Below are 23,386 nucleotides of genomic sequence, written 5' to 3' on the forward strand. Positions count from 1 at the left end.
TCGAGCACGAGTTCGGCGGTCCGGCGGATGTCGGGCACCAGTCGCGACAGCATCTGGCCCGCATCGGCCGCCGCCTTGACGGTTTCCGACGAGACCAGACTGATCTCCGCCGCCGCACTCTGGCTGCGTTCGGCGAGCTTGCGCACCTCGGAGGCGACGACCGCAAAGCCGCGACCATGCTCGCCCGCGCGTGCCGCCTCGACCGCGGCGTTCAGCGCCAGCAGGTCGGTCTGGCGGGAAATCTCCTGGACGATGCCGATCTTGTCGGCGATCGTACGCATCGCATCGACCGCCTTGTCGACCGCCACCCCGCTGACCTCGGCATCGCGCGCCGACTGGCGGGCCATCTTCTCGGTCTGTGCGGCATTTTCCGCGTTCTGGCGGATATTGGCCGCCATCTCCTGGATCGAGGCGGAGGCCTGTTCGGTCGCCGCCGCCTGTTCGGTCGCGCCTTGCGACAATTGTTCCGAACTTGCCGACAATTCCTGGCTGCCCGACGAGACGTTGGTCGCGGCCGCGTTGGCGTTGCCCACCACGTCGCGCAGGCGATCGACCATGCGGACGAGCGCCTGGCCGAGCATGTCCCGGTCGGAGAGCGGCGTGTGGCTGACGGTCAGGTCGCCATCGGCGATCCTGTCGGCCAGGCTGGCGCCGGTGCGCAGATTGTCGACCAGCGCGTTCACCGAGTCCTTCATCCGCCGGTGATCGCCATCGCACGGGATCTCGACGCGCTCCCTGAGGTCGCCTGCGCTGACCAGGTTGAGCACGCGATTACCCTCGACGATCGGGAGCAGGATCGCATCGAGCATGCCGTTGATCCCCGAAACGAGCGCCGCAAAGTCGCCGACGAACCGCGTGGCGTCGCCGCGCTCGCTCAGATGGCCCGCGGTCGAGGCCATGATCAGCCGCTGGATCTCCTGCGTGATGGCGCGCAGATTGTGCCGCAGTGTCTCGACGGTGTCGTTGATAAACGCCTTCTTGCCGGGAAACTGTTCGAGCGGCGCGTCGAAATCGCCTTCGCCGAACGCCTTGATGCACGCCATCGCCTTCTTCTTCACTGCGATGTGGCTGGCAACCATGTCGTTCACGCCCTGCGCCATCACGCCGAAGTCGCCCTTGAACTTGTGCGCGGGCACGAAGACGTCGATGTCGCCCTTGTCGTGCTCGGACGACATGTGGTGCATCTCGGCGATCAGGCCCTGCAGATTGCCGCGCAGCGTCTCGACGGTGTCGTTGATGAACGCCTTCTTGCCGGGGAATGGCTCGAGCGTGGCCTCGAAATTGCCTTCGCCGAATTCCTTGATGCAGGCCATCGCCTTCTTCTTTACCGCGATATGGCTGGCGACCATCTCGTTCACGCCGCGCGCCACCACGCCGAAGTCGCCCTTGAAAGTGTCGGCGGCGACGATGACGTCGATGTCGCCCTTCTCATGCTCGGCCGACATGTGGTTCAGCTCGACGATCAGGCCCTTGAGATTGCCGCGCAGTGCCTCGATCGTCTCGTTGATGAACGCCTTCTTGCCGGGAAACTGCTCGAGCGGTGCCTCGAAACGCCCCTCGCTGATCTCCTTGACGCAGGCCATCGCCTTTTTCTTCACCGCGATATGGGCGGCGACCATGGCGTTGACGCGCCGCGCCATGAACGCGCAGTCGCCATGGAAGCGTTCGACGGGCAGGACGACGTCGATGTCCCCCATATCATGCGCCGCGGCCATCGTGCCGATGCCGACGTTCAGCGCGGCGACCGGGGTCAGCGCCGTGTCGAGAAATGCGTTCAGCGCCCCGAGAACCGACTGGGTCTGCCCGCCGGCGAGCGTCAGATCGGCGCGTTCCGCATAATTGCCGTTTGCCATCGCCGTGCCGAGCCGCGCGAATTCGGCGGTGAGGATCTCGGACGATACACGGTCGAAGATACCGGATAACATTTACGTTCCTTTCTATGAACAGACGTGCGGCGCCGGCAGTCATGCCGGTCGGGCGGCGTCAGGCTGTCTTGCTGCCGAAATCGGCATCCTCCGCGTCCGGGCCGCCTTGGCTGAGGTCGATCGCGAAGCCGGCCAGTCGCGCCTTGTGGTCGGCAATGGAATGCGGCCTCATCCGCGCCTTCGACTTGGGCTTCGGCCTGGCCGCCGAGGTATAGGCGAGCGGCTTGGCGACGACCGTCCGCTGGGCGGCCGGTGCCGCCCCGCCTTGCCGCGCCACGGGCTCGTCCTGCAGGCGGAAATAGGCGATGCTGCCCTGAAGCTCACCGGCCTGCCGCGCGAGTTCCTCCGACGTCGACGAGATCTGCTCGGACGCGTTGGCATTCTGCTGCGTGACCTGGTCAGCTGCTGGATCGCCTCGTTGATCTGCGACGCGCCGATATCCTGCTCGCGGCACGCCGAGCTGATCTCGAGCACGAGTTCGGCGGTCCGGCGGATGTCGGGCACCAGTCGCGACAGCATGCTGCACTACTGTCGCTCGGCTTCGCGGCACGCCGAGCTGATCTCGAGCACGAGTTCGGCGGTCCGGCGGATGTCGGGCACCAGTCGCGACAGCATCTGGCCCGCATCGGCCGCCGCCTTGACGGTTTCCGACGAGACCAGGCTGATCTCCGCCGCCGCGCTCTGGCTGCGTTCGGCAAGCTTGCGCACCTCGGAGGCGACGACCGCAAAGCCGCGGCCATGCTCGCCCGCACGCGCCGCCTCGACCGCGGCGTTCAGCGCCAGCAGGTCGGTCTGGCGGGCGATCTCCTGGACGATGCCGATCTTGTCGGCGATCGTGCGCATCGCGCCGACCGCCTTGTCGACCGCCACCCCGCTGGCCTCGGCATCGCGCGCCGACTGGCGGGCCATCTTCTCGGTCTGCGCGGCATGATCGGCATTCTGGCGGATATTGGCCGCCATCTCTTCCATCGAGGCCGAGGCCTGCTCGGTCGCCGCCGCCTGTTCGGTCGCGCCCTGCGACACCTGCTCCGAATTCGCCGACAATTGCTGGCTGCCGCTCGAGACGCTGTCGGCCGCCCCGTGCACTTCGCCGACCACGGAGCGCAGGCTGTCGACCAGCGCATTGATCGAATCGCGCATGCGTCGGTGGTCGCCGTCACACTGGATCTCGACGCGCTCCCTGAGGTCGCCCGCGCTGATCAGGTCGAGCACGCGATTGCCCTCGACGATCGGCAGCAGGATCGCATCGAGCATCGCGTTGATGCCGGAAACGAGCGCGGCAAAGTCGCCGACGAACCGCGCGTCGTCGCCGCGCTCGCCCAGATTGCCCATCGTCGAGGCCGCGATCAGCCGCTGGATCTCCTGCGTGATGTCGCGCAGATTCTGGCGCAGCGTCTCGACGGTGTCGTTGATGAACGCCTTCTTGCCGGGAAACTGTTCGAGCGGTGCGTCGAAATTGCCTTCGCCGAACGCCTTTATGCAGGCCATCGCCTTCTTCTTCACCGCGATGTGGCTGGCGACCATGTCGTTCACGCCCTGCGCCATCACGCCGAAATCGCCCTTGAACTTCTGCGCGGCGACAAAGACGTCGATGTCGCCCTTGTCATGCTCGGCCGACATGTGCCGCATCTCGGCGATCAGCCCCTTCAGGTTGCCGCGCAGCGTCTCGATGGTGTCGTTGATGAACGCCTTCTTGCCGGGGAATGGCTCCAGCGCGGCCTCGAAATCGCCTTCGCTGAACGCCTTCACACAGGCCATCGCCTTCTTCTTCACCGCGATATGCCCGGCGACCATCGCGTTCACGCGCTTCGCGGTGACGGCGAAGCTGCCCTGGAACGAGTCCGCGGGCAGCACGGCGTCGATATCGCCCCGGTCGTGATCCGCACTCATGCCCGCGATCGCGTCGTCTAGCGCCGTGACGGGCTCGAGCGTACGATCGAGCAGCCGGTTGATCGCGTCGAGGACGTGCCGGGTCTGCCCCCTGGCGTCGGAGAGACTGGCGCGCTCCGCCAGATTGCCGCCCGCCATCGCGACTTCGAGCCGCGCCAGTTCGGTCATCACGACGCGCGAGGATACACCGCCGAAGAGTTCAGGAACCATCGATTAAAGTCCTTTGACCGGCTGCCGGGATTGCGACGCGACGCCGTCCCCAGCGCGCCATGCTGCTCTGCCCGCGCCGGGCACGCGCGGTAATGACGACCCTGTTGCCGGGCCTGCATAGCGCTCCGCGGCGACCGTCGCGGGTCCTGGCGGTGTTTCCATCTGGGGTATGATCTGGGCCACCTGTACCTCACGCTCTCAAGCCGGCTCGCCCCTGCCGGGAACGCGGGTCACGACCGGCCACCGACAAGGATCTTACGGTATCTTAGGACGAACGCCTTGGAACGGGCGCGCGACGGGCAAGATATTTCGACCGTTATCGAGGGGGGCGAGGCCGAACCAATGTGTGGGCCGCCGGTTAAAGGCAGCGTGTCTTTCGCGTACCGATCCCGCCAGGCATGTAGCCGTGGTGCGATGCGCGTCTTACGGTTGCAGGAAACGCAATCTATAATGCAACTTACGCAATTGCACATTGCCGTGCTGCAACGCACAAAGATCACGCCTTTCAGGCATCCTCTCCTAAAACCTTATATGGCCGGTTTCGTACCGGCCTTTTTTTTCGTCCGCGCGCGATCGCTGCGCGACGCCTTGGCCCTCCGCCGACCCGCGCACTTGCTTTCGTCACCCGCCAAAGCTATCTGCCGCGCTTCCGACAGCGAGGACGGACCGGCGCCGCTGCCCTTCACAGGGAGCGGTCAGATGGTTTATGCCTCGCATCTCAATTTTCTCAATCAGCGGGTTCGAAGAACATCGTGGCGAAAACGTCCCCTCTCGAATTCATCCAGCAGGTCCGCAACGAGACCGCGAAGGTCACGTGGCCGACGCGTCGCGAAACGGTGATGACCGGCGTGATGGTGGTGATCATGACGACGATCCTCGCGCTGTTCTTCCTGGGCGTCGACTCGATCCTGCAAGCGATCGTCTCCGCCCTCCTCAAACTCGCTCAGTAAGCAAGGTTCCGTCATGGCGCGCTGGTACATCATTCACGCCTATTCGGGCTTCGAGGGCAAGGTCCGCGACTCGATCATGGCCGAGGCGACCCGCATGGGTCTCGAACAGCTCGTCGAGCAGATCGAAGTCCCGACCGAAACCACGACCGAGGCCCGCCGCGGCAAGAAGATCGCGGTCGAGCGCAAGTTCATGCCGGGCTATGTGCTCGCCAAGCTGAACATGAACGACGACGTGTATCACCTCGTCAAGAACACGCCCAAGGTCACCGGCTTCCTCGGCAGCATGGGCAAGCCGCAGGCGATCAGCGAGGCGGAAGCCACGCGGATGCTCAACAGCAAGGAAGAGGCCGCCGCGGCCCCCAAGCAGAAGGTCAAGGTCGACTACGAGATCGGCGATCAGGTCAAGGTTCTCGACGGTCCGTTCGCGACCTTCAACGGCCTGGTCGAGGAACTCGATTTCGACCGCAGCCGAGTCAAGGTGTCGGTGTCGATCTTCGGTCGCGCGACGCCAGTCGAGCTCGAGTTCGAGCAGGTCGAAAGAAGCAAGTAACGCGCAAAGCGTGACTTGCGGCCGCACAGGATCAGCACGAGCTGATCCTGAGACGGCCTCGACCGGCCGGCGGGCCAACGGCCCGGCCGACGACGCGGGATTTACTCCCGCGTCGCGTTTTGTCGCACGAGACGCGGCCCAGTGAATACCTGCACCTCTGACACCGTTCCTAGCTGCTCGAGATCCTGACTTTCGTCAGGATGACGGGAGGCGGGATGCGCGCCGAGTAGTCCGCAGTTGGCTACAGAGTGCACGGTTCTGCCGGCGCGTCCGAAGACCGCTGCAATAGGGTTTTAGTAGGTGCGCAGCACCACGCCAGGCCCCCTCACCCCGACCCGGCCCGTTACAGCCTCACGCTCTCCGCCACCGCCCGAAACGCCGCAGCGCTGCGATCATAATAATAGAGGCCCGGCGCCTCATAGGTGATCAGGTACAGCTTGCCCCCGATCACCGCGCCGCGCGCCTCGCCGCGGCGCTGGAGCGTTTCGTTCTGCTTCGAAAAGCTGTAGGTGAAGCGCACCCCCTTGTTGCCGGCAAAGGCCAACGGCTCGACGAGGTCGACCTTGAACGACGCCGCCCCCAGCGCGACGCGGTAGCTGTTCTCGAGCAGCACCGGGATATCGGTGATCAGCATCGTCGCCGACACCTTCGGCAGCGGCTGGTTCTTCTTGTCGATCTCGCGGAACAGCGGCCGGCCGGCCTCGATCCCGCCGTAGAAGGTGAGATCGTTCAAATCGTCGCCGTCCTGCGTCCAGCTCTCCGAGTTGCGCCCCGGACGTGCGCCCAGCTTGTTCCATTCGATGCTCGGCACCACCGTCATCGCGGACTTGGCGACGGCGACGCGCAAACCGGGTGGAATGAGCGTGTTGCCGGCCATGGCGGGGGCGGCGAGCGCGAACACGGCCAGGGCCGAAAGCCCAGTGCGATACGTGATGGACATGATCTTCCTCATTGCGAGACCAGGGTGGCGATGAGCGCGGCGTCGGGCGCGGCCGGCTTCAGGCGGAGATAGGTGGCGAGCGCGGCCTGCCCTTCGGCGGCCTGCTGGTTGCGCAGCAGCGCGAGGCCGAGCCCGCGATACGCTTCGGCCGGAGCATCGCCGCGACCGATCGCCTCCTGGTAGAATTGCGCCGCGCTGACGAGATCGCGGGGATTGCCGCGTTCACGGTACAGCTCGCCGCGCGCGTAGAGCAGCGGCGTCGTCCAGCCGCTGCCCGCGGCGAGGTTGGCCAGGATATATTCGCTGCCGCCGAAATCGTTGAGCTTGATCTGGTCGTTGAGGAAGATCGGCAACCATGCCGCCATAGCGGCCTGATGCGTATCGACGACGACCGGCTTGGCCTCGGCGACGGCAAGCGATGCAGTGCGCAGATAGGTGGCCCGTGCGAGTTCGGTCGGGTGGGAGGCGAAGAAGCCCGCGACATATTTATGCTGCGCCCTGCCCCTGCGTCCCAGCGCCGTCGCGTCGGACTCGCCCATGATATGGTCCCACACGTCGGCCGCGGCCGAGCCCGGATAGCAAGACTGCGCGAGATACCGGAAGCCGATCAGGTCGGCCTCGCGCTCCTGCGCGCGATTGAAGGCGTAGATCTGGCCGATCGCCGCGTATTGGATGTCGCCGCTGTTGCGGATGAGGATCGAGGCCCACGCCATCAGATCGGTGCCGCTGCGCTGGTTCCTGAACCCCAGCACGCTATGCCGCAGCTCGAAATGGCCGAATTCATGGCCCAGGATGGCGCCGAGCTCGGCCTCGTTCCGTACGCGGAGCAGCAGCCCCGACCAGACGATCATCGTCCCGTTGGGCGCCATCGACGCGTTGAACGCGGGAACCCGCTCGATATAGATCCGCACCGACCGGCAGCGATCGTCCCCGACGGTGCGACACAGCACCCCGCGAACATAGGCGTTGAGCGCTAGATCCCTGATAACCGATGGGGATTCGCGCAACCGTCGCTCGTCCTCGTCCGCCTCCATCCAGGCCCCGCGTTCATCGACCGTGGTCGGGGCATAGGCCTGCGAATAGGTCGGCAGCGCAAGCCGCCCCGTGTCGCCGGCCCCAGTCGCCATGCCCGCCGCGCCGCTCGCGAAAACCGTCGCGCCGAGCAGCGCTGCCACGAGAGCGCGCATGTCAGCGGACCGCGGCGGGGGTGCCGGAGACGGGCGCCTCCACCGGCTTGCCCGGAAAGCCTTCGAGCAGCTGCCGGACACGCTTGCCCGCGCCCGCCGGATCGCGGACGTCGCCACCCATCTGCATGTCGGCGTTCAACCAGACGAGGTCGCCGGTGCGCAGGTCGACGAGCCCGGCAAACCCCTTGTGCACACCCGCGGTGACGCCGACGCGCGCCATCGCGGCAAAGACCTGCAAGACCTTGCGCCCGGTCGAGCCGAAATGATCCTCGGTGGTGATGAACAGCGCATAGTCCGCATTGATCAGGCCGGGCAGCGCGCCGACCTCGCGGCCGAGTCCCCATTCGAACTGGTCCTTGCGCTTCTTGGTCGGGAGGCGATTGCCCGCGAAGAACTGATACTCGATCACCGACGACGCGACCGCGTCGAACAGCTCCTGATATTCCGCCACCCGCGCCGAGTCCGCACCGACCGGCTCTGCATAGGCGACAACGCTGTTGCCGAGCCCGGTCTGCGCGGTGGCGAGCGCGGCGGCGAGGTTTTCCTTCGCCTGATCGGTCCAGTCGGCATTGGGTTCGAACATCCCGCCAGTCGACTGCGCGCCGACCCGGATCGACGGCCGCATCAGCACGATTCGCGCCGTGCCCGGCTTCAACACGAAGCCGGGCTTCGCACCGGTCTTCTCCTGCGCAAAGGCAGGCGCGGCGGCGAGCAGCGACAGGCACAACGCGGCAAGCAGCGTGCGAAAAGGTTTGAGCATGATCCCCCCGATATCGTCGGATGCTCGATCCGATCGCGGTGAATGCTAGCCGACAATATGGCTCGCACTCGGAGATTATTGGATCGGGATTGATCGATACCTGCCGGCGCATGCCCCCATGACCGGTACGCGTCCGCGACGTCGTGATCGACCCGCCGCGGCAGCACCGCAATGTCGAGTCCTCCCAACGCAAGGGAGGACTCGACAGAGATCAGAAGCCGACGCTGATCGTGCCGAACACCTGGCGCGGGGCGACCGGGAACTGGTTGAACGTGCCGCTCGCCGCGCCGATGCTGAGCGTCGAAGCGGCGCGCTTGTTGGTGATGTTCGTCACGTTGAGGCTGACCGTCGCGGTCTTGACGATCTGGCCGTCCGACAAGGGCACGCGCGCGGCGATCCGGCCCGACAGCGTGAAGTAGGACTTTACCGAAAGGTCGTTGGTGTAGGTCGCGTACCGCTTGCCGATGTAGTCGCCGATGAGCTGCGCGTCGAAGATGTCGTAATTGGCCGATGCGGTGAACTTGTTGAGCCAGTCGGGGCTGCCGGGCACCTTCTTGCCCGCAGTGCCGACCGTCGTCGTACCGCTGACATAGTCCTGTTTGTAGCGCGAATTGTTGTACGACAGCGCGTCATAGAACGAGAAGTGCGGACCGAACCGGATCGTACCCGCGACATCGACGCCGTCCGTCTTCACCGCGCCGACATTCTGGAGGATCGCCGCGCCGCTGACCACCGCAGTGACCACCGGCGTCGGGCTGATGCCGAGCAGGCGGTTGCTGAAATCGACGTGATACACGCTGATCTGGCCCTCGAACCCGGTGATCGGGCCAAGGTTGAGCGCGTGATGCGAGCGCAGGCCCGCCTCGTACGTCCAACTCGTCTCGGGCTCGACATTGTCCTTGAACAGATCGAACGCGGCCTGGCTGCCGAGCGCGAACGGCGACAGGCCGGCGGCGGCACTGGTCTGGAACTGGCGGATGTTCTTCTGGACGTTGACGAACACCTGCTCGGTGTCGGACGCATCCCACAGCGCACCAAGCTGCGGCAGGAAGTATTTGTGCGTGTCGATCTTGCCGACCGGCAGCGCGACCGAGCCGGTGAACGATCCCGGGATCGGCTGGGTCGGTACGCGCTGCGACGCGTTCTGGAACGTGCTCTTGACGCCGCCCTGAAGCGTGAGGGTCGGCAGCAGCTTCCAGCTGTCCTGGATGTGCGCCTGATATTCGTCGACGCGCACTTCGCTGTGATATTGCGTGATCAGCGGCGTCAGCGAGTCGCGCGGACGCTGATACGGCGTGGTCGGGTCGTTGACGGGGAACGGATACCAGCGGCGATAGGCCGACGAGCTCTGATGCTCGTACCACGCGCCGAACTCGATGTGATGCGCGCCGAGATCGATGCCGACGGTCGACACGAGGCCACCGCGGGCGATGCGATATTCGGTCGTCCGCGTCGCCAGCCCCGATCCGCCGAACACCGTCGTCAGGTTCTGGCCGGGATAATAGAAGGAGAACAACTTGGGCAGGCCGGCGACGTCGATCGGGCCGCCGATGATGCCGACGCCGTCATTATGATGGTAATAGGCCTGGTTCGAGAAGGTCACGCGGTCGCTGACGTTCCAGTCATATTTGACATAGCCGAGATAATCGGTCCGCGCGGCGACGCCGTAATAGTTGCTGTAGTTGGAGCCGTCGGCCTTGTACGCGCCCGAGTTCAGATAGTTGAGCATCCCCTGGAAGTCGGGGAACTTGAACGGACGGACATACGGTGCAGTACCTTGCGTCGCGGTGGTGATGACGGTCGAGTCTTCGTTCGGCTCGGTCTTGTCCGAATAGGCCGCGTAGAGCGTCAGCTTGCCGTTGGAATCGTCATGGACGAACTTCGCATTGGCCTGATACCCGCCTTGGATGCCGTCGAAATCCCACGCCTTCGCCTTCTGCCGCGAACCCGAGATATAGAAGCTGTTGCCGTTGCCGAACGTGCCGCTGTCGATCCGCGCGAACAGTCGCGAGGTCGAATGGCTGCCGAGCGTCTGGTCGATCTGCACGCCAAGCGCCTTGCGCGGATCGCTCGAGAAGGTGTCGATCGTGCCGCCGAGGTTACTGGTCGATGCGGTGCCCAGATCGCCCGCGCCGCTGGCCAGCGTCACGCGCGAGACATTCTCCGAGATGATCGCACGTTGCGGCGACAGGCCGTTGTAATTGCCGTAATTCTGGTCGCCCAGCGGCAGGCCGTCGAGCGTGTAGCCAAGCTGCTGCGCGTTGAAGCCGTGCACGAACAGCGAGATGTTCTGTTCATTGTTGCCCCATGGATCGGCGGTCAGGAACGTCACGCCCGGCAGCGTCTGCAACGCCTTGAGCGGGCTGACGCCGGGGAGGATCTTCTGCATGTCGACGCCACTGATCTGCGCGACCGAGCGGGTGGCAGTGCCGGTGACGACGATAGTGTCGTCCTGACCGGCGGCCGGCACGGGCTCGGGCGCGGCGACCGGCGCGGGCGAGCCGGGCTCGGCGTCCTTGGCGACCAGCGATTGCGCCGATACGGCGGCCGGTACGAACCCGACCGCCACCAAGCCGACAGCGCCACACAACAGCCGTGCGGCGGTACGAGAAAACATCGTCATTCTTGAAAACCCCTAGCGAGATCGGTCGATCATCACTCCCCGGGGCGGCACCTATGGCGGCGCGGCGACAGTCGGGTGACCGTTTCGCTACAGTTTTAATTTGTGCGACAGCGTGTGACGATTGGGTATCACTAGGCGGGTATCAATAAGCGGGTATCACCAGGCGAGAGGGGCGCAGCAGGGTGTTGCCGCTCCGCGCGTTTTCGGCTATGCGCGCCGGCTTCCACCTTCACTGTTGGAATTGCGGGAGGCTGTCGCGAGATGGCCGCCATCACCGCTAGGCTCACATAAAGAGAGTGACATGGCTAAAAAGATTACCGGATACATCAAGCTGCAGGTGCCTGCAGGCGAGGCAAAGCCCGCGCCGCCGATCGGGCCTGCGCTGGGTCAGCGCGGCGTGAACATCATGGAGTTCTGCAAGGCGTTCAACGCCGGCACGAGCGAACTGAAGAAGGGCATGCCGATCCCGACCGTCATCACGGTCTATGCGGATCGCTCGTTCTCGTTCGAGACCAAGACCCCGCCGGCATCGTACCTGATCAAGGAGGCCGCTGGTCTCAAGTCGGGTTCGAAGGAGCCGGGCAAGGTCGTCGCTGGCAAGATCAAGCGCTCGCAGCTGAGCGAGATCGCCACGACGAAGATGAAGGACCTCAACGCCAACGATATCGACGCTGCGACGAAGATCATCGAAGGCAGCGCCCGCGCAATGGGCCTCGAAGTGGTGGAGGGCTGATATCATGGCTAAGCTGAGCAAGAAGCAGAAGGCCATCACGGTCGACCTCGTCAAGCTGCACGGCATCGACGAGGCCATCGGTCTCGCACGGTCGGGCGCCACGTCGAAGTTCGACGAGACGATCGAAGTCGCGCTGAACCTGGGCGTTGATCCGCGTCACGCAGACCAGATGGTCCGCGGCGTCGTCACGCTGCCCAAGGGCACCGGCAAGACCGTCCGCGTCGGCGTGTTCGCCCGCGGCGCAAAGGCTGAAGAGGCCCTCGCCGCTGGTGCAGACGTCGTCGGCGCGGAAGACCTGATGGAAACCATCCAGGGTGGCACGATCGATTTCGATCGATGCATCGCGACCCCGGACATGATGGGTATCGTCGGTCGCCTCGGTAAGGTGCTGGGTCCCAAGGGCCTGATGCCGAACCCGAAGCTCGGCACGGTGACGATGAACGTCGCCGCCGCGGTCGAAGCTGCCAAGGGCGGTCAGATCGAATACCGCGTCGAGAAGGCCGGCATCATCCATTCGGGCATCGGCAAGGCGTCGTTCCCGGCGGAAGATCTGCGCGCGAACTTCGACGCACTGGTCGACGCGGTGGTCAAGGCCAAGCCGACCGGCGCCAAGGGCAAGTACGTCAAGAAGGTCGCGATCTCGTCGACCATGGGTGCAGGCATCAAGGTCGACACGACCGAAGTGGCTGGCGCCTAAGCCCGAGCCGCACGTGGCTAGCGAACGCTAGCCACGTGTGGCGACAGGCCGGCCGGCGCGGGCAACCGCGACCGACGAGGACGGGACTCATTCCTGTCCTGCTGCTGAAATCGAAAAGGGCCGGGAGCGATCCCGGCCCTTTTTGCGTGTCCGGTCGAGATGAATACCCATCCTCCCCCGCCAGCGGGAGGTGGCGCCGAAGGCGCCGGAGGGGGAGGACAGCGCAACGCTGGACGTCGCGTGCCACCTTCAGAGCAACGTTGGACGTCGCTTACCGCCCCCTCCGTCCGCCACCTCCCCCTGGCAGGGGAGGATTGGAACGTGGCGTTCCGCACGAACGCCCGCTTTATTCCGCCAGCGCGTGTCCTGCAGCGAGTGCCGTCGCAAACACCGAAACATAGTGCGTCACGCGCGCTTGCTCGGCGTCGGGCGCATAGGCCGCCGTCATATCGGGCGCGACGATCCGCCCGGTGATGATCGCGACGAGAGTCCGCGCGAGATCGACCGCACTGCCCGGCTGGAACGTGACGCCGACGCCGCCGTCCGCGACCCGCTCCGCCATGCCGCCGATCGCGCTGCACAGGATCGGCCGGCGCGCGACCAGTGCCTCCTGGATCACGACGGGGGAGTTCTCCCACCAGATCGAGGGCACCACGATCCAGTCATATTGGCGCATCAACGCGACGACATCGCCATTGGCGTAGCGCCCCTCATTGGCCACCACGTCGGCGTTCGCCTCAAGCAATGCGGCAATCTTCGCCCGGAAATCGCTCCCCTGCGCGTCGAAGTTCGCGCCGTGGATCCCGACCGACAGCGACGCGCGAAGCGGCTTCGGGATCTGCGACACCGCGCCAAGCAGCACGTCCAACCCCTTGTAGGGATTGACCTGTCCGAAGAACCCGACCCGGATCGCCGGCCGATCGGCGTCGTCCGCCACCCCGCGATCGGGCGCGTTTCCTTGAGCGATCACATCGGGCGACAGCGGGTTGTCGATCACCGTGATGCGCGCGCGGTCGAGACCCCAGGCGACGAAGCGGTCGGCGAGGAACGCGCTGGGCGACACGAACCTGGCGATGGGGGCGAGACGCTGGAGGATCATCCGCTTGCGCAGATAGAATTCGCCCGCGCTGTGGTGCGGGAAACAGGCCGCGCACGCCGCCGGCGACTCGGCGCTGCACAGCCGGCCGCCGGTCTTGATCATCTGCCCGTCATGGTGACAGATCAGCAGGAATTCGTGCAGCGTCAGGACGATCGGCACGCCCGCCCGCGCGAGAAGCTCGACGATGTCGATGCTCCAATAGGCGAGATGCTCGATATGGACGAGGTCGGGGCGGAAGCGCTCGAGCAATTGCTCGACCATCGCCTCCAGCACCGCGAACTGCGTGCTTTCCAGCGAGAAATGGTCCTGCTCGGGGGGATCGGCGAGGATCTCTGTCGGGCTGGCCTGAAACGCCCCGAACGACGCATCGTGACCGATCGCGCTGCGCGGTGCGCGCGCGACCAGCACCGGTGCAACGTCGTCGCGTTCCAGCAGGCGTGCATACAGCGCGTGCGCGGCCTGTTCGCCGCCGCCGGTGGAGAAGGCGGGATGCCCGTGCGCGAGGATCAATACACGCATCGTCACGCTGCCAGATCCTCGTGCCAGCGCGCATTGAAGCGGATGCAGTTCAGATAGGTGATCGCGCTGCGCAGCGCATCGCCGCCGCTGTGGACGAGCGACTGGCGTTCGAGATGCCGCATCCCGCCGGTCCGGACCAGACCGACCGGACGACCGCCCGCGACGGACCGCAGGCACAAATCCGCATCCTCGAAATCGCCGCGGACATAGCCCGGATCGAACCCGCCTAGCGCATCATACCAGTCCCGCGCGATCATCATCATCGCCCCGGTGACCGCGGGTACGCCGATCGTCATCGCCGCGTCCGCCGCGATCGGCTCGGGCGGCAATCCCTTGCCCAGATGTTCGGCGGCGAACAGGTCATGCACGTGGCGTCCCCTGCGCAAGACCATCCCGTCATGTTGCAGCGTATCGTCCTCGTATAGCAGCCGGAACCCGACGATCCCGAACCGGCCTTGGTCCAGTTCGGCAGCGGCGACCGTCAGGGCCTGCCCGTCCTCGATCCACACGTCGGAGTTCTGGAACAGCAGCAGCGGCGCGGTCGCGACTCTGGCGCCGATCGCGTTGGCGACCGAAAACCCGTAATTGCCGCCGTTGATGACCAGGGTCGTCGGTCGATCGATCAGGCCGCGTCGATCGATCAGGTAATTGCGGACGACCAGATGCTGGCGTGGATCGTCGCTGACATAGATGAACTCGGTGCCCGCCGGATAGGCGGCCTGGTTGGCGAGGATCGCGCGCAGCAGGAACGGCCGCGCGTATAGCGGCACGATCACCGACAGCCGCGGCGGCGCGGTCGGTTCGCGCAGGCGCAGCACCTCATGCGTGACGGCCGGGGCAGACTGGCCCGTCAGCAACGGCCTGACATGCCGCACCATCACCGCGGGCGACGGCAGCGCGCCGCCGCCGAAATGGGTGGTGAAATTGTTCAAGGCGTTCTCGACGCTGTCGATCCGATCGGCGGCCAGCGCGAGCGCGCCGAGCGGGCGCATCCTGCCACCATCGTCGGCCAGCACGAACAGCCGCGCACTCTCGCGATCCACCAACGGCAAGGTCGTCAGGAACCCGTGATGCGAGGTCTCGACCGCCGCCCCGCGGCGTCGCATCGCGTCGGCGACGTCGGGACGGTCGAAGGTCGCCAGATCGCTGCCCGCGCGTGCCGCGTCGAGCGTGTCGGTGAGGACGACGAGCTGCCGCGTGGCGGCATTCTCGATCCAGCCGCTGACGATCACGCCGCCACCGACCCGCGCCCAGCTATCGAGGAAGATATGCGGCGTTTCGACCGCGCAACCGCCGTCCAGTCCCCATTGCAGCGCGCGCGCGACGGCGGGCGCGAACAGCGCGCCGCCAATGACAAGGTCGATCGGCCAGCGCTGGTCGGCAGCGACCCCATCAGGCCCCACCACCAGCCTCGCCATCGCAAAGGCCTGGGCGTGGACGATGTCGCCCGCGGCATCGAGTACCGTCAGCGTGAGCGTCGCCCCGACCAGATCAAGCCCCGCGAACGGCTCGACCGCGATACCGATCGCGCAGCCGACGTCGATCGCCGCATGGCCGTAAAGCTCGGCGACGTCGGCGCGGTCGAACCGGACGCAGCATTCTACCCCGGCCTCGCCGACGCGACCATCGCTGGTCTCCAGGCGGAAGGTCACCGGATCGTCCTCGCCCACCGTCCACCCCGTCAGGACGATCTTGCCGGCGACGACGACGCCGGAATCGATAAACATGGTCTCGACGGTCATAGTTCGGATGGCCTCTTGGTGGCGCAGATGATGAGGCGGTCGAGCTCGCACGCGCGCGGTTCCGGCCGGTCCGGAACGCTCCGATAGTCAGGCCTTCCCGCCCCCGCGTGTCCGATCAGGCCGGTGAGACGGTTGCCGGCCAGCGCTACACCCCCGCCGATACCATAGCTGTGGCGGAAGGGTGCGCAAGCGTGTGATCCTTACCGGAACCCCGCTCGATATTGACTGCCTAGGCAATCATTGCCAATGCAGCGATATGGACTTTTACACGAAAGAGGCATTCGGCCCCGACTGCTCGCTGGGGTTTCTCGCCCGGCGTCTGCACCAAGGCGTACAGGGCGCGCTCGAGCCGCTGTTCGCCGAGGCCGGACCGACCATGACGCAGTGGTCGGCGATGGTGTCGATCTGGTTCGGACGGGCGAGCACCAGCGCGGATCTGGCCCGCGATCTCGCGCATGATCCGGGGGCGACGACCCGGCTCGTCGATACGCTCGAACAACAGGGCTGGCTCACCCGCACCCGCGCGACCGACGATCGGCGCGTCGTCAAGTTGATGCTAACCCCCGCGGGCACGGCGGTGACGCTGGAGTGTCGCGATCTGGCGGTCGACTATTGGAACCGCGTGCTGGCGGACTGGGATCGCAGCGACGTCGAGACGTTGATCGCACTGATGCAGAAGCTGCGCGGGACTCTCGAATCGGCGGCGATCGAGGACCGAGGGGCATGATCCGCATGAAACCGTATGCCGCGACGACGATGGCCGCATTGGTCGCGACGGGATTGCTCGCCGGCTGTGCCGTGCCCGCCTCGCAGACGACGGTAACGCCGATCGCGGCGCCGGCGCTTGGCCTGACGGATCCCCGCCCGACCGCGATCGCCGCGGACTGGTGGCGGGGGTTCGGCGATCCGCAGCTCGACCGGCTGGTCGCGGATGCGGTGGCGGGCAATCCGTCGCTCGATGCCGCGCTGGCGAGGGTCACGCAGGCGCAGGCGGTGCTTTCGACCAACCAGGCGGACTTAGGGCCCGACGTCACGCTCGACACGCAGGCCCAGGTCGCGCGGTTGAGCGGGCGCTACACGATCCCGCCGCCCTATGCCGGGACGACCCGGTTCGTCGGCACCGCGGCGGCGAACCTGTCGTGGAACCTCGATCTATTCGGCCGACAAAAGGCGGCGATCGCGGGCGCGCGCGCATCAGTGCGTGCGGCGGCGCTCGATGTGGCGGCGGCGCGGCTCGCGCTCGCGGGCGCGGTGGTCCAGACCTATATCGATCTCGAACGCGCCGAGGCGCAGGCGGGGATCGCCACGCGGACGATCGCGACGCGTGAGACTACGCTGCGGCTGGTCAACGTCCGTATCCGCAACAAGCTCGGCAGCAAGCTCGATGCGCAGGCGGCGACGACGTTGCTCGCACAGGCGCGCCAGGCGTTGCTTCGCGCGCAGGCCGGGCAAGTGCTCGCCAGGAACGCACTCGCAGCGCTCGCAGGCCGGGGCGTGGACTATCCCGCGACGATCCGCGCGACTGCGTTGAAGCTCGATGCGGTGTTGCCGTTGTCCGCCACCGTGCCCGCCGACCTGCTCGCGCGCCGCGTCGACATCGCGGCGGCACAGGCGCGGATCGAGGCGGCGGCGGCAGGCCGTCAGGTCGCGCGGCGTGCCTTCTACCCCAACGTCAATCTCGCCGCGCTGGCGGGGTTCCAGGCGGTCGGGCTCGGCAACCTGCTGTCGCTCGATGCGGGGACGGTCGGCGTCGGACCCGCGATCCATCTGCCGCTGTTCGACAATGGGCGGCTGAAGGCGGATCTGGCGGGCGCGACCGCTGCGTTGGACCTCGCCACGTCGAGCTACAACGACCGCGTGGTCGGCGCGGTGCGCGAGGCGGCGGACGCGGTGGCGCGGATCGGCGCGCTGGCCGCCGATCGCGCGCGGCAAGCCGAGGTCGTGCGCGGCTATGCCGAGACCGGGCGGTTGAACGCGATCCGCGTGTCGAGCGGGCTCGATAGCCGGCTCGACCTTGTCGACAACGACGTGCGGTTGCTCGCGGCCGAACAGGCCGATGCCGATCTTGCCGCGGATGCCGCGCAACAGCGGGTCCAGCTCGTGTTGGCACTGGGCGGCGGCTTTGATTTTCAGGATATGACACGATGACCGATACGCAGACCCCTGCCCCCGCACCCGCCGGCAATCCGCAGGGTCGCAAGCGCGCGCTGACGATCCTCGGCGTGATCGTCGCGATCGGCGCGATCGTGTGGGCGGTGTTCCATTTCCTGCTCGCAGCACCTGAGCAGGAAACCGATGACGCTTATATCGCAGGCGACGTCGTCGCGATCACCGCGCGCGATCCGGGCCAGGTGACCGCGATCCATGCCGACAACACGCAGGTCGTGAAAGCCGGCCAGCCGCTGATCGACCTCGACGCGGCAACCGCGGACGTCGGCGTCGCGTCGGCAGAGGCGGAGCTCGCCCGCGCGGTACGCTCGACCCGGTCGGACTTTTCGAAGGTGAGCGAGACCGGTGCCGCGGTCGTGCAGGCCGAGGCCGAGCTGGCGCGCGCGCGCAACGACCTTTCGCGCAGGCGCGGTGCGGCGGCCGAGGGCGCGATCTCGGGCGAGGAGCTGAGCCATGCGGCGGATCAGGTGAAGGTGGCCGCGGCCACGCTGCAGCTCGCGCGCAGCCAGCAGGCGCAGTCGCGCAGCGGCGTCGCGGGCACCACCGTGTCGAACAACCCCGCGGTGATGGCGGCGATCGCGGCCTATCGTCGCGCGGCGATCACGCGCAGCCACATGCATGTCGTCGCGCCGATCGACGGCGTCGTCGCGCAGCGGACGGTGCAGCTCGGGCAGCAGGTCTCGGCGGGCATGCCGCTGATGGCGGTCGTGCCGCTCGACCGGGTGTGGGTCGATGCGAACTTCCGCGAGACGCAGCTGCGCGATCTGCGGATCGGGCAGGCGGCGACGGTGACCGCGGACATGTATGGCGACGATCTGGTCTATCACGGTCATGTCGTCGGCCTGGGGGCTGGCAGCGGCAATGCATTCGCACTGCTGCCACCGCAGAATGCGAGCGGCAACTGGATCAAGATCACGCAGCGCGTGCCGGTGCGGATCGCGCTGGACAAGGGCGAGCTGCGCCGCAACCCGCTGCGCGTCGGGCTGTCGGTGACCGCGACGGTCGAGACCGCAGACACGTCCGGCACGATGGTCGGCCGGCCCGCCAAGGCTGCGTATAAGGGACTTGCGACGGGCACCGGCGACGCCGCCGTCGAGGCGAAGATCCGCCAGATCATTACGGCGAACCGGTGATGATCGCGGGGCGTTCCCTCCCGTCATGTCGGGCCGTTGTCGGCGTCCCCCTGCTTGTTCTCCCGCGGAGGCGGGAGCCCAGTCTGGGTCCCCGCCTTCGCGGGGAAACAATCTTGTTGCTGGCCGCCCGCCCGCATTCCGCACCACCCCGGCGGAGGCCGGGGCCCAGTTGGAGAGGTGGTCGTAACCGCACGCCGTCTTTCGTCAGCGGCGTTCCCCAATTGGGCCCCGGCCTTCGCCGGGGTGGTTACTCTAACCGGACCGCCAGCTGATGGCCGCCCCCTCCACCACCGGCCCCGCCCCGCTCGTCGGCGGATCGCTCGCGCTGACCGCGTTCGCGCTGGCGCTCGGCACGTTCATGCAGGTGCTCGACACCACGATCGCCAACGTGTCGCTGCCGACGATCGCGGGCAATCTCGGAGTCAGCAGCGACAATTCGACCTGGATCGTCACCGCCTTCGCGGTCGCCAATGGCGTCGCGGTGCCGCTCACCGGGTGGCTGATGGGCCGGTTCGGCGTGGTGAAGACGTTCTGCACCTCGGTCGTCCTGTTCACGATCGCCTCGTTCCTGTGCGGCATCGCGTGGGACCTGCCCTCGCTGATCGGCTTTCGCGTGCTGCAGGGCGCGGTGTCCGGGCCGATGATCCCGGGCAGCCAGGCGCTGCTGATCGCGATCTTCCCCGCGCACAAGCGCGGCACCGCGCTGGCGATCTGGTCGATGACGACTTTGGTCGCGCCGATCATGGGGCCGATCCTCGGCGGCTACATCTCCGACAATTATCACTGGAGCTGGATCTTCCTGATCAACGTGCCGTTCGGGATGTTCTGCGGCTTCGTGTGCTGGAACAAGCTCGGCAAGCGCGACACGCCGACGCGCAAGCTGCCGATCGACCAGGTCGGGCTGATCCTGCTGGTGGTGTGGGTCGGCGCGCTCCAGATCGTGCTCGATCTCGGCAAGAACGACGACTGGTTCGCCGCCGACCGGATCGTTATCGCGACGATCGTCGCCGCGATCGGCTTTGTCGGCTGGCTGATCTGGGAGCTGACCGACGCCAACCCCGCGGTGAACCTGTCGCTGTTCAAGAACCGCAACTTCGCGATCGGCACCACCGCCTTCTGCCTCGGCTATGCGGTGTTCTTCGCCAACACGCTGCTGCTGCCGCTCTGGCTGCAGACGCAGATGGGCTATACCGCGACCTGGGCCGGGCTGGTCGCGGCGCCCAGCGGCGTGGTCGCGGTGGTCCTGACGCCGTTCGTCGCCAAGCTCGCGGGCAGGTTCGACGCGCGCATCCTCGCCAGCGTGGCGTTCGCGGCGTTCGGCTATTCCTATTACCTCCGCTCGGGCTACACGACTTATGCGAGCTTCTACGATCTGATGCTGCCGATGCTGGTGCAGGGGATCGCGATGAGCACCTTCTTCCTGTCGATGCTGACGATCTCGTTCGATCGCATCCCGGCCGAACGGCTCCCGTCGGCGACCGGCATCTCGAACTTCGTCCGGATCACCGCGGGCAGCTTCGCCGCATCGCTGATCACCACCGCCTGGGACCGGCGCGAGACGCTGCACCAGAGCCGGTTGTCGGACGCGGTCGGCGCGGCGTCGCCCTATCAGATGGCGCGCGAGGGGCTTGCGCGGATGGGGCTGACCGACGTGCAGGCGGCGGCCGTCATCACCCGGCAGATGGTCGGGCAAGCCTATCTGCTCGCCTCGACCGACCTGTTCCGGCTGTCGTCGTGGCTGTGCCTCGCGCTGATCGTGCTGGTCTGGTTCACCCGCCGGCCCGATCCGCCCAAGGGCCCGATCGCGGCGGATTGAGGCGGGCTACCGCCGGGTCAGCCGCAGCCGCACGCCGTTGCCCGCGCGCAGCGTCAGCCGGCTGATCGGCTCGGGATCGTCGCCGGGGATCGTTGCCAGATCGAAGCTGGCGACGATCCCCGCCAGCGTCAGCAGCGCCTCCTGCTGCGCGAACCCCGCGCCGATGCAGACGCGCGGGCCCTTGCCGAACGGCAGATAGGCGTGGCGACAGGCCTGCGCCTGCGCCGGATCGTCGAACCGATCGGGATCGAAGCCGTGCGGTTCGGGGAAATTGTCGCGGTTGCGCTGGACGAGCCACGGCGAGACGACCAGCATCGCGCCGGGCTCGAGATGCTTGTCGCGCATGTCGACCGGACAGGTGACGCTGCGCACGAGGAAGCTGAGCGGCGGATACAGCCGCAACGTCTCGCGGAAGACGTTGCGCGTGACGGTCAGCCCCTTCAACGACTCGTAGGTAAGCGGCGCATTGCCCGCCTCGGCGCGGATCGCGTCCTGCAAGGCAGGGTCGCGCGCGAGCAGGTACAGCGCCCAGGTGATCGCGCTCGCCGCAGTCTCGTGCCCGGCGAGGAAGATCGTCGAGATCTGCTCCATCACCTCCCGCTCGGTGAACGCAGCGCCGGTCTGCGGATGGCGCGCATCGATCAGCGACTGGAGGATATCCTCGCCCCGGTCGTGCGTCGCGGCATAGCGCGCGGCGACGATCCCCGCGAACACCGCGTGGATCCGTGCCGCGGCGCGACGCGCCCGGCCCTGATAGCCGAGCCCCGGCAGGCGATAGAGCCGCAGCATCGAATGGCGCTGCGCCTGTTTCTGATAGTCGTGGAACGCATCGAAGATCTCGCGCGCGCCATCCGCATCCAGCGCACGCGAGAACATCGTCCTGAAGATCACGTCAGCCGCGACATGCGTCGCCAGCGGGTCGATCGCGACCGGCTGCGATAGATCGCGCGCGCGCAGCGTCGCGAGCAGATCGTCGACCGCCGCGGCCATCATCGGGAACACCCGCTTCAGCGCGGTATGGCTGAACGCCGGGTTCACCATCGCCCGCTGGTCGTGCCAGTCCTGCCCGTTCGACGAGAACACCGAATTGCCGATCAGCGGATCCAGCAGGTCGTGGAGAAAGGCGTGCTTGGGAAATATCTCCGCATCGGTCTCGAGGATGCGGCGGACCAGCGGCAGCTCGTTGGCGATGTAAAAGGACAGCGCGGGCAGATGCATCTCGCCCATCTTCATCGTGTAGCTCTTGTCGAACAGCGCATGGATCCACGAATTCCAGCCACGCAGGAAACGTTTGAGCAGCGAGGATCGGGTGGCGTGCGGCGGCGGATAGGGCGGCGTGAAGCGGACCGTCATGCGATCGCCCGGAAAGCAAGGATCGAGGCCTCGATCCCGCGCGCGGAGGCGGTGAGGCTCGGCAGGTCGAGCGGGCTCACCCGATCGCCGACGCGCAGGTAATCGAAGTGGATCTCGTATTTGTTGCGCCAGCCCTTGTGATAGGTTTCGGGCGTGTAGAAGCGGTGGAAGCGCGGGCTGAGCAGGTCGATCCGCGGGCGTGGCGCCGGGCCGACCAGCAGCAGCGGGTTCGCGCCGAAGAACGCCGCCCCGTCGGGTGGCGAGCCGATGTCGATCCAGCGGAAATCCTGCGCCGACAGATAGCGGAGCCTTGCGTGGAACCCCGTCGCATCGCGTCGGCAGGCGATCAGCGGAATGCAGTGGCCATAGGTGACGAGCACGAAATTCGCCGGCAGCGTACCGCCATGGCGTTCGAGCAGCCGCGCCATCAACAGCATCGCGAGAATCGAGCCGTTGCTGTGGCTTACCAGCAGCACCTCGTGATGATCAGCGTGCAGATCGCGTGCGATCTCGTCGGCGAACGCATCGAGGCGTGCCTGGAGCGCGGGGCTGCCCTCGCCGTCGCCGAACTCACCGTTGAACACGGCGAACCGCAGCAGCCACGGCGCGCGGATCGCGTCGAGCACCGGAATCGCACCCGCGCCGCCTATGACGAGGCCAAGTCCCAGCGCGAGCCACCATGGCAGCCAGACCAGCGCGACCAGGACCACCGGCAGCGCAAGCAGCAGCGGCAACACCAGGCTCAGGATCGGCGGATACAGCATCGTTACCAGCGGGCCGATCGCCAGCGCCCTGACAGTCGCGAAATCGTACAGCCGTGCGTGATCGCGGTACACGCGCGCGGCACGGATCCCGAGCTGCACAGGATTGCGGATCCACGCCTGCCGGACGATGTCCTCCCACCGCAGGACGCTATAGTCGGTGGTCACGTCCGCGGTGTCGTTGCGCACCGTCCAGTCGCTGCGGATCGGCGACCCCGTGCTGCGCGGCGAGACGGTGACGGTCTCGCCGGTCTTGTCGGCATAGCGGCGAAGCTGTTCCTTGGCGAGATTGTAATAAAATCGCACGCCGCGTGGGTCAAACCCACCTA

The 23,386-nt window shown here is 66.6% G+C and carries 16 protein-coding genes and 3 pseudogenes; 8 read left to right on the top strand and 11 right to left on the bottom strand.

What is annotated here, in order from left to right:
• The 3 pseudogenes from ASE79_RS01935 to ASE79_RS01940 form a co-directional block, all read right to left on the bottom strand.
• Positions 1-1,508 (bottom strand): annotated as a pseudogene (locus ASE79_RS01935) (methyl-accepting chemotaxis protein); the annotation flags it as partial.
• Positions 1,509-1,529: 21 nt separating this feature from the next.
• Positions 1,530-1,925, bottom strand: a pseudogene (locus ASE79_RS22000) (methyl-accepting chemotaxis protein); the annotation flags it as partial.
• A gap of 58 nt (positions 1,926-1,983) precedes the next feature.
• Positions 1,984-3,983: pseudogene (locus ASE79_RS01940) on the bottom strand (methyl-accepting chemotaxis protein).
• A gap of 794 nt (positions 3,984-4,777) precedes the next feature.
• Between ASE79_RS01940 and secE the strand changes: the two are divergent.
• Together secE and nusG are read left to right on the top strand one after the other, a co-directional pair.
• Positions 4,778-4,975 carry a preprotein translocase subunit SecE gene (secE, locus tag ASE79_RS01945; protein ID WP_056047594.1) on the top strand — a complete coding sequence of 66 codons (198 nt, stop codon included), beginning with the start codon at positions 4,778-4,780 and terminating at the stop codon, positions 4,973-4,975.
• A gap of 13 nt (positions 4,976-4,988) precedes the next feature.
• Positions 4,989-5,525 (top strand): transcription termination/antitermination protein NusG, encoded by a 537-nt coding sequence (gene nusG, locus ASE79_RS01950; RefSeq protein ID WP_055872668.1) that lies wholly within the window; start codon positions 4,989-4,991, stop codon positions 5,523-5,525.
• A gap of 343 nt (positions 5,526-5,868) precedes the next feature.
• On the opposite strand, the gene ASE79_RS01955 is transcribed toward nusG, so the two are convergent.
• The 4 genes from ASE79_RS01955 to ASE79_RS01970 all read right to left on the bottom strand — a co-directional run bounded on the left by ASE79_RS01955 (position 5,869) and on the right by ASE79_RS01970 (position 11,029).
• Positions 5,869-6,465 (bottom strand): hypothetical protein, encoded by a 597-nt coding sequence (locus tag ASE79_RS01955; protein ID WP_056413195.1) that lies wholly within the window; start codon positions 6,463-6,465, stop codon positions 5,869-5,871.
• Positions 6,466-6,473: 8 nt separating this feature from the next.
• Positions 6,474-7,652 (bottom strand): M48 family metallopeptidase, encoded by a 1,179-nt coding sequence (locus ASE79_RS01960; protein ID WP_056411266.1) that lies wholly within the window; start codon positions 7,650-7,652, stop codon positions 6,474-6,476.
• Between the two features lies 1 nt (position 7,653).
• Complete coding sequence (locus tag ASE79_RS01965) at positions 7,654-8,412, bottom strand: hypothetical protein (RefSeq protein ID WP_056411268.1); 759 nt, start codon at positions 8,410-8,412, stop codon at positions 7,654-7,656.
• 211 nt (positions 8,413-8,623) lie between these two features.
• Positions 8,624-11,029 (bottom strand): TonB-dependent receptor, encoded by a 2,406-nt coding sequence (locus tag ASE79_RS01970; protein ID WP_056413197.1) that lies wholly within the window; start codon positions 11,027-11,029, stop codon positions 8,624-8,626.
• Positions 11,030-11,336: 307 nt separating this feature from the next.
• Between ASE79_RS01970 and rplK the strand changes: the two genes are divergently transcribed.
• Positions 11,337-11,768: a 50S ribosomal protein L11 gene (gene rplK / locus ASE79_RS01975; protein WP_031392847.1), complete on the top strand. Its 432-nt coding sequence runs from the start codon at positions 11,337-11,339 to the stop codon at positions 11,766-11,768.
• Between the two features lie 4 nt (positions 11,769-11,772).
• Positions 11,773-12,465, top strand: coding sequence for a 50S ribosomal protein L1 (gene rplA / locus ASE79_RS01980; protein WP_056411270.1), 693 nt, complete (start codon positions 11,773-11,775; stop codon positions 12,463-12,465).
• Between the two features lie 346 nt (positions 12,466-12,811).
• Here rplA and ASE79_RS01985 read toward each other — a convergent pair whose 3' ends face one another.
• Entirely contained in the window at positions 12,812-14,083 is a 1,272-nt protein-coding gene (locus ASE79_RS01985; RefSeq protein WP_056411272.1) for a glycosyltransferase family 4 protein, read from the bottom strand.
• A gap of 2 nt (positions 14,084-14,085) precedes the next feature.
• On the bottom strand, positions 14,086-15,825 hold the full coding sequence (locus tag ASE79_RS01990; RefSeq protein WP_056411274.1) for a glycosyltransferase family 2 protein: 1,740 nt from the start codon (positions 15,823-15,825) through the stop codon (positions 14,086-14,088).
• A gap of 256 nt (positions 15,826-16,081) precedes the next feature.
• On the opposite strand from ASE79_RS01990, the gene ASE79_RS01995 reads away from it, so the two are divergent.
• From ASE79_RS01995 to ASE79_RS02010, 4 genes are all read left to right on the top strand, one after another.
• On the top strand, positions 16,082-16,552 hold the full coding sequence (locus ASE79_RS01995; RefSeq protein ID WP_056411276.1) for a MarR family winged helix-turn-helix transcriptional regulator: 471 nt from the start codon (positions 16,082-16,084) through the stop codon (positions 16,550-16,552).
• 5 nt (positions 16,553-16,557) lie between these two features.
• A complete protein-coding gene (locus ASE79_RS02000) occupies positions 16,558-17,973 on the top strand; it encodes an efflux transporter outer membrane subunit (RefSeq protein ID WP_056413201.1) in 1,416 nt (471 codons plus the stop codon).
• On the top strand, positions 17,970-19,127 hold the full coding sequence (locus ASE79_RS02005) for an efflux RND transporter periplasmic adaptor subunit (RefSeq protein ID WP_056411278.1): 1,158 nt from the start codon (positions 17,970-17,972) through the stop codon (positions 19,125-19,127). Before ASE79_RS02000 ends, ASE79_RS02005 begins: the two co-directional genes overlap by 4 nt.
• A gap of 271 nt (positions 19,128-19,398) precedes the next feature.
• Positions 19,399-20,943, top strand: coding sequence for a DHA2 family efflux MFS transporter permease subunit (locus ASE79_RS02010; RefSeq protein WP_056411279.1), 1,545 nt, complete (start codon positions 19,399-19,401; stop codon positions 20,941-20,943).
• 6 nt (positions 20,944-20,949) lie between these two features.
• Here ASE79_RS02010 and ASE79_RS02015 read toward each other — a convergent pair whose 3' ends face one another.
• The gene (locus ASE79_RS02015) at positions 20,950-22,296 is read right to left on the bottom strand and encodes a cytochrome P450 (RefSeq protein ID WP_056411283.1); all 1,347 of its coding nucleotides are present in this window, start codon (positions 22,294-22,296) and stop codon (positions 20,950-20,952) included.
• Complete coding sequence (locus tag ASE79_RS02020; RefSeq protein WP_235516717.1) at positions 22,293-23,363, bottom strand: hypothetical protein; 1,071 nt, start codon at positions 23,361-23,363, stop codon at positions 22,293-22,295. The genes ASE79_RS02015 and ASE79_RS02020 overlap by 4 nt, the downstream gene beginning before the upstream one ends.
• Positions 23,364-23,386 lie beyond the last annotated feature (23 nt).

The organism is Sphingomonas sp. Leaf28 (assembly GCF_001421685.1).
GTDB lineage: Bacteria > Pseudomonadota > Alphaproteobacteria > Sphingomonadales > Sphingomonadaceae > Sphingomonas > Sphingomonas aurantiaca.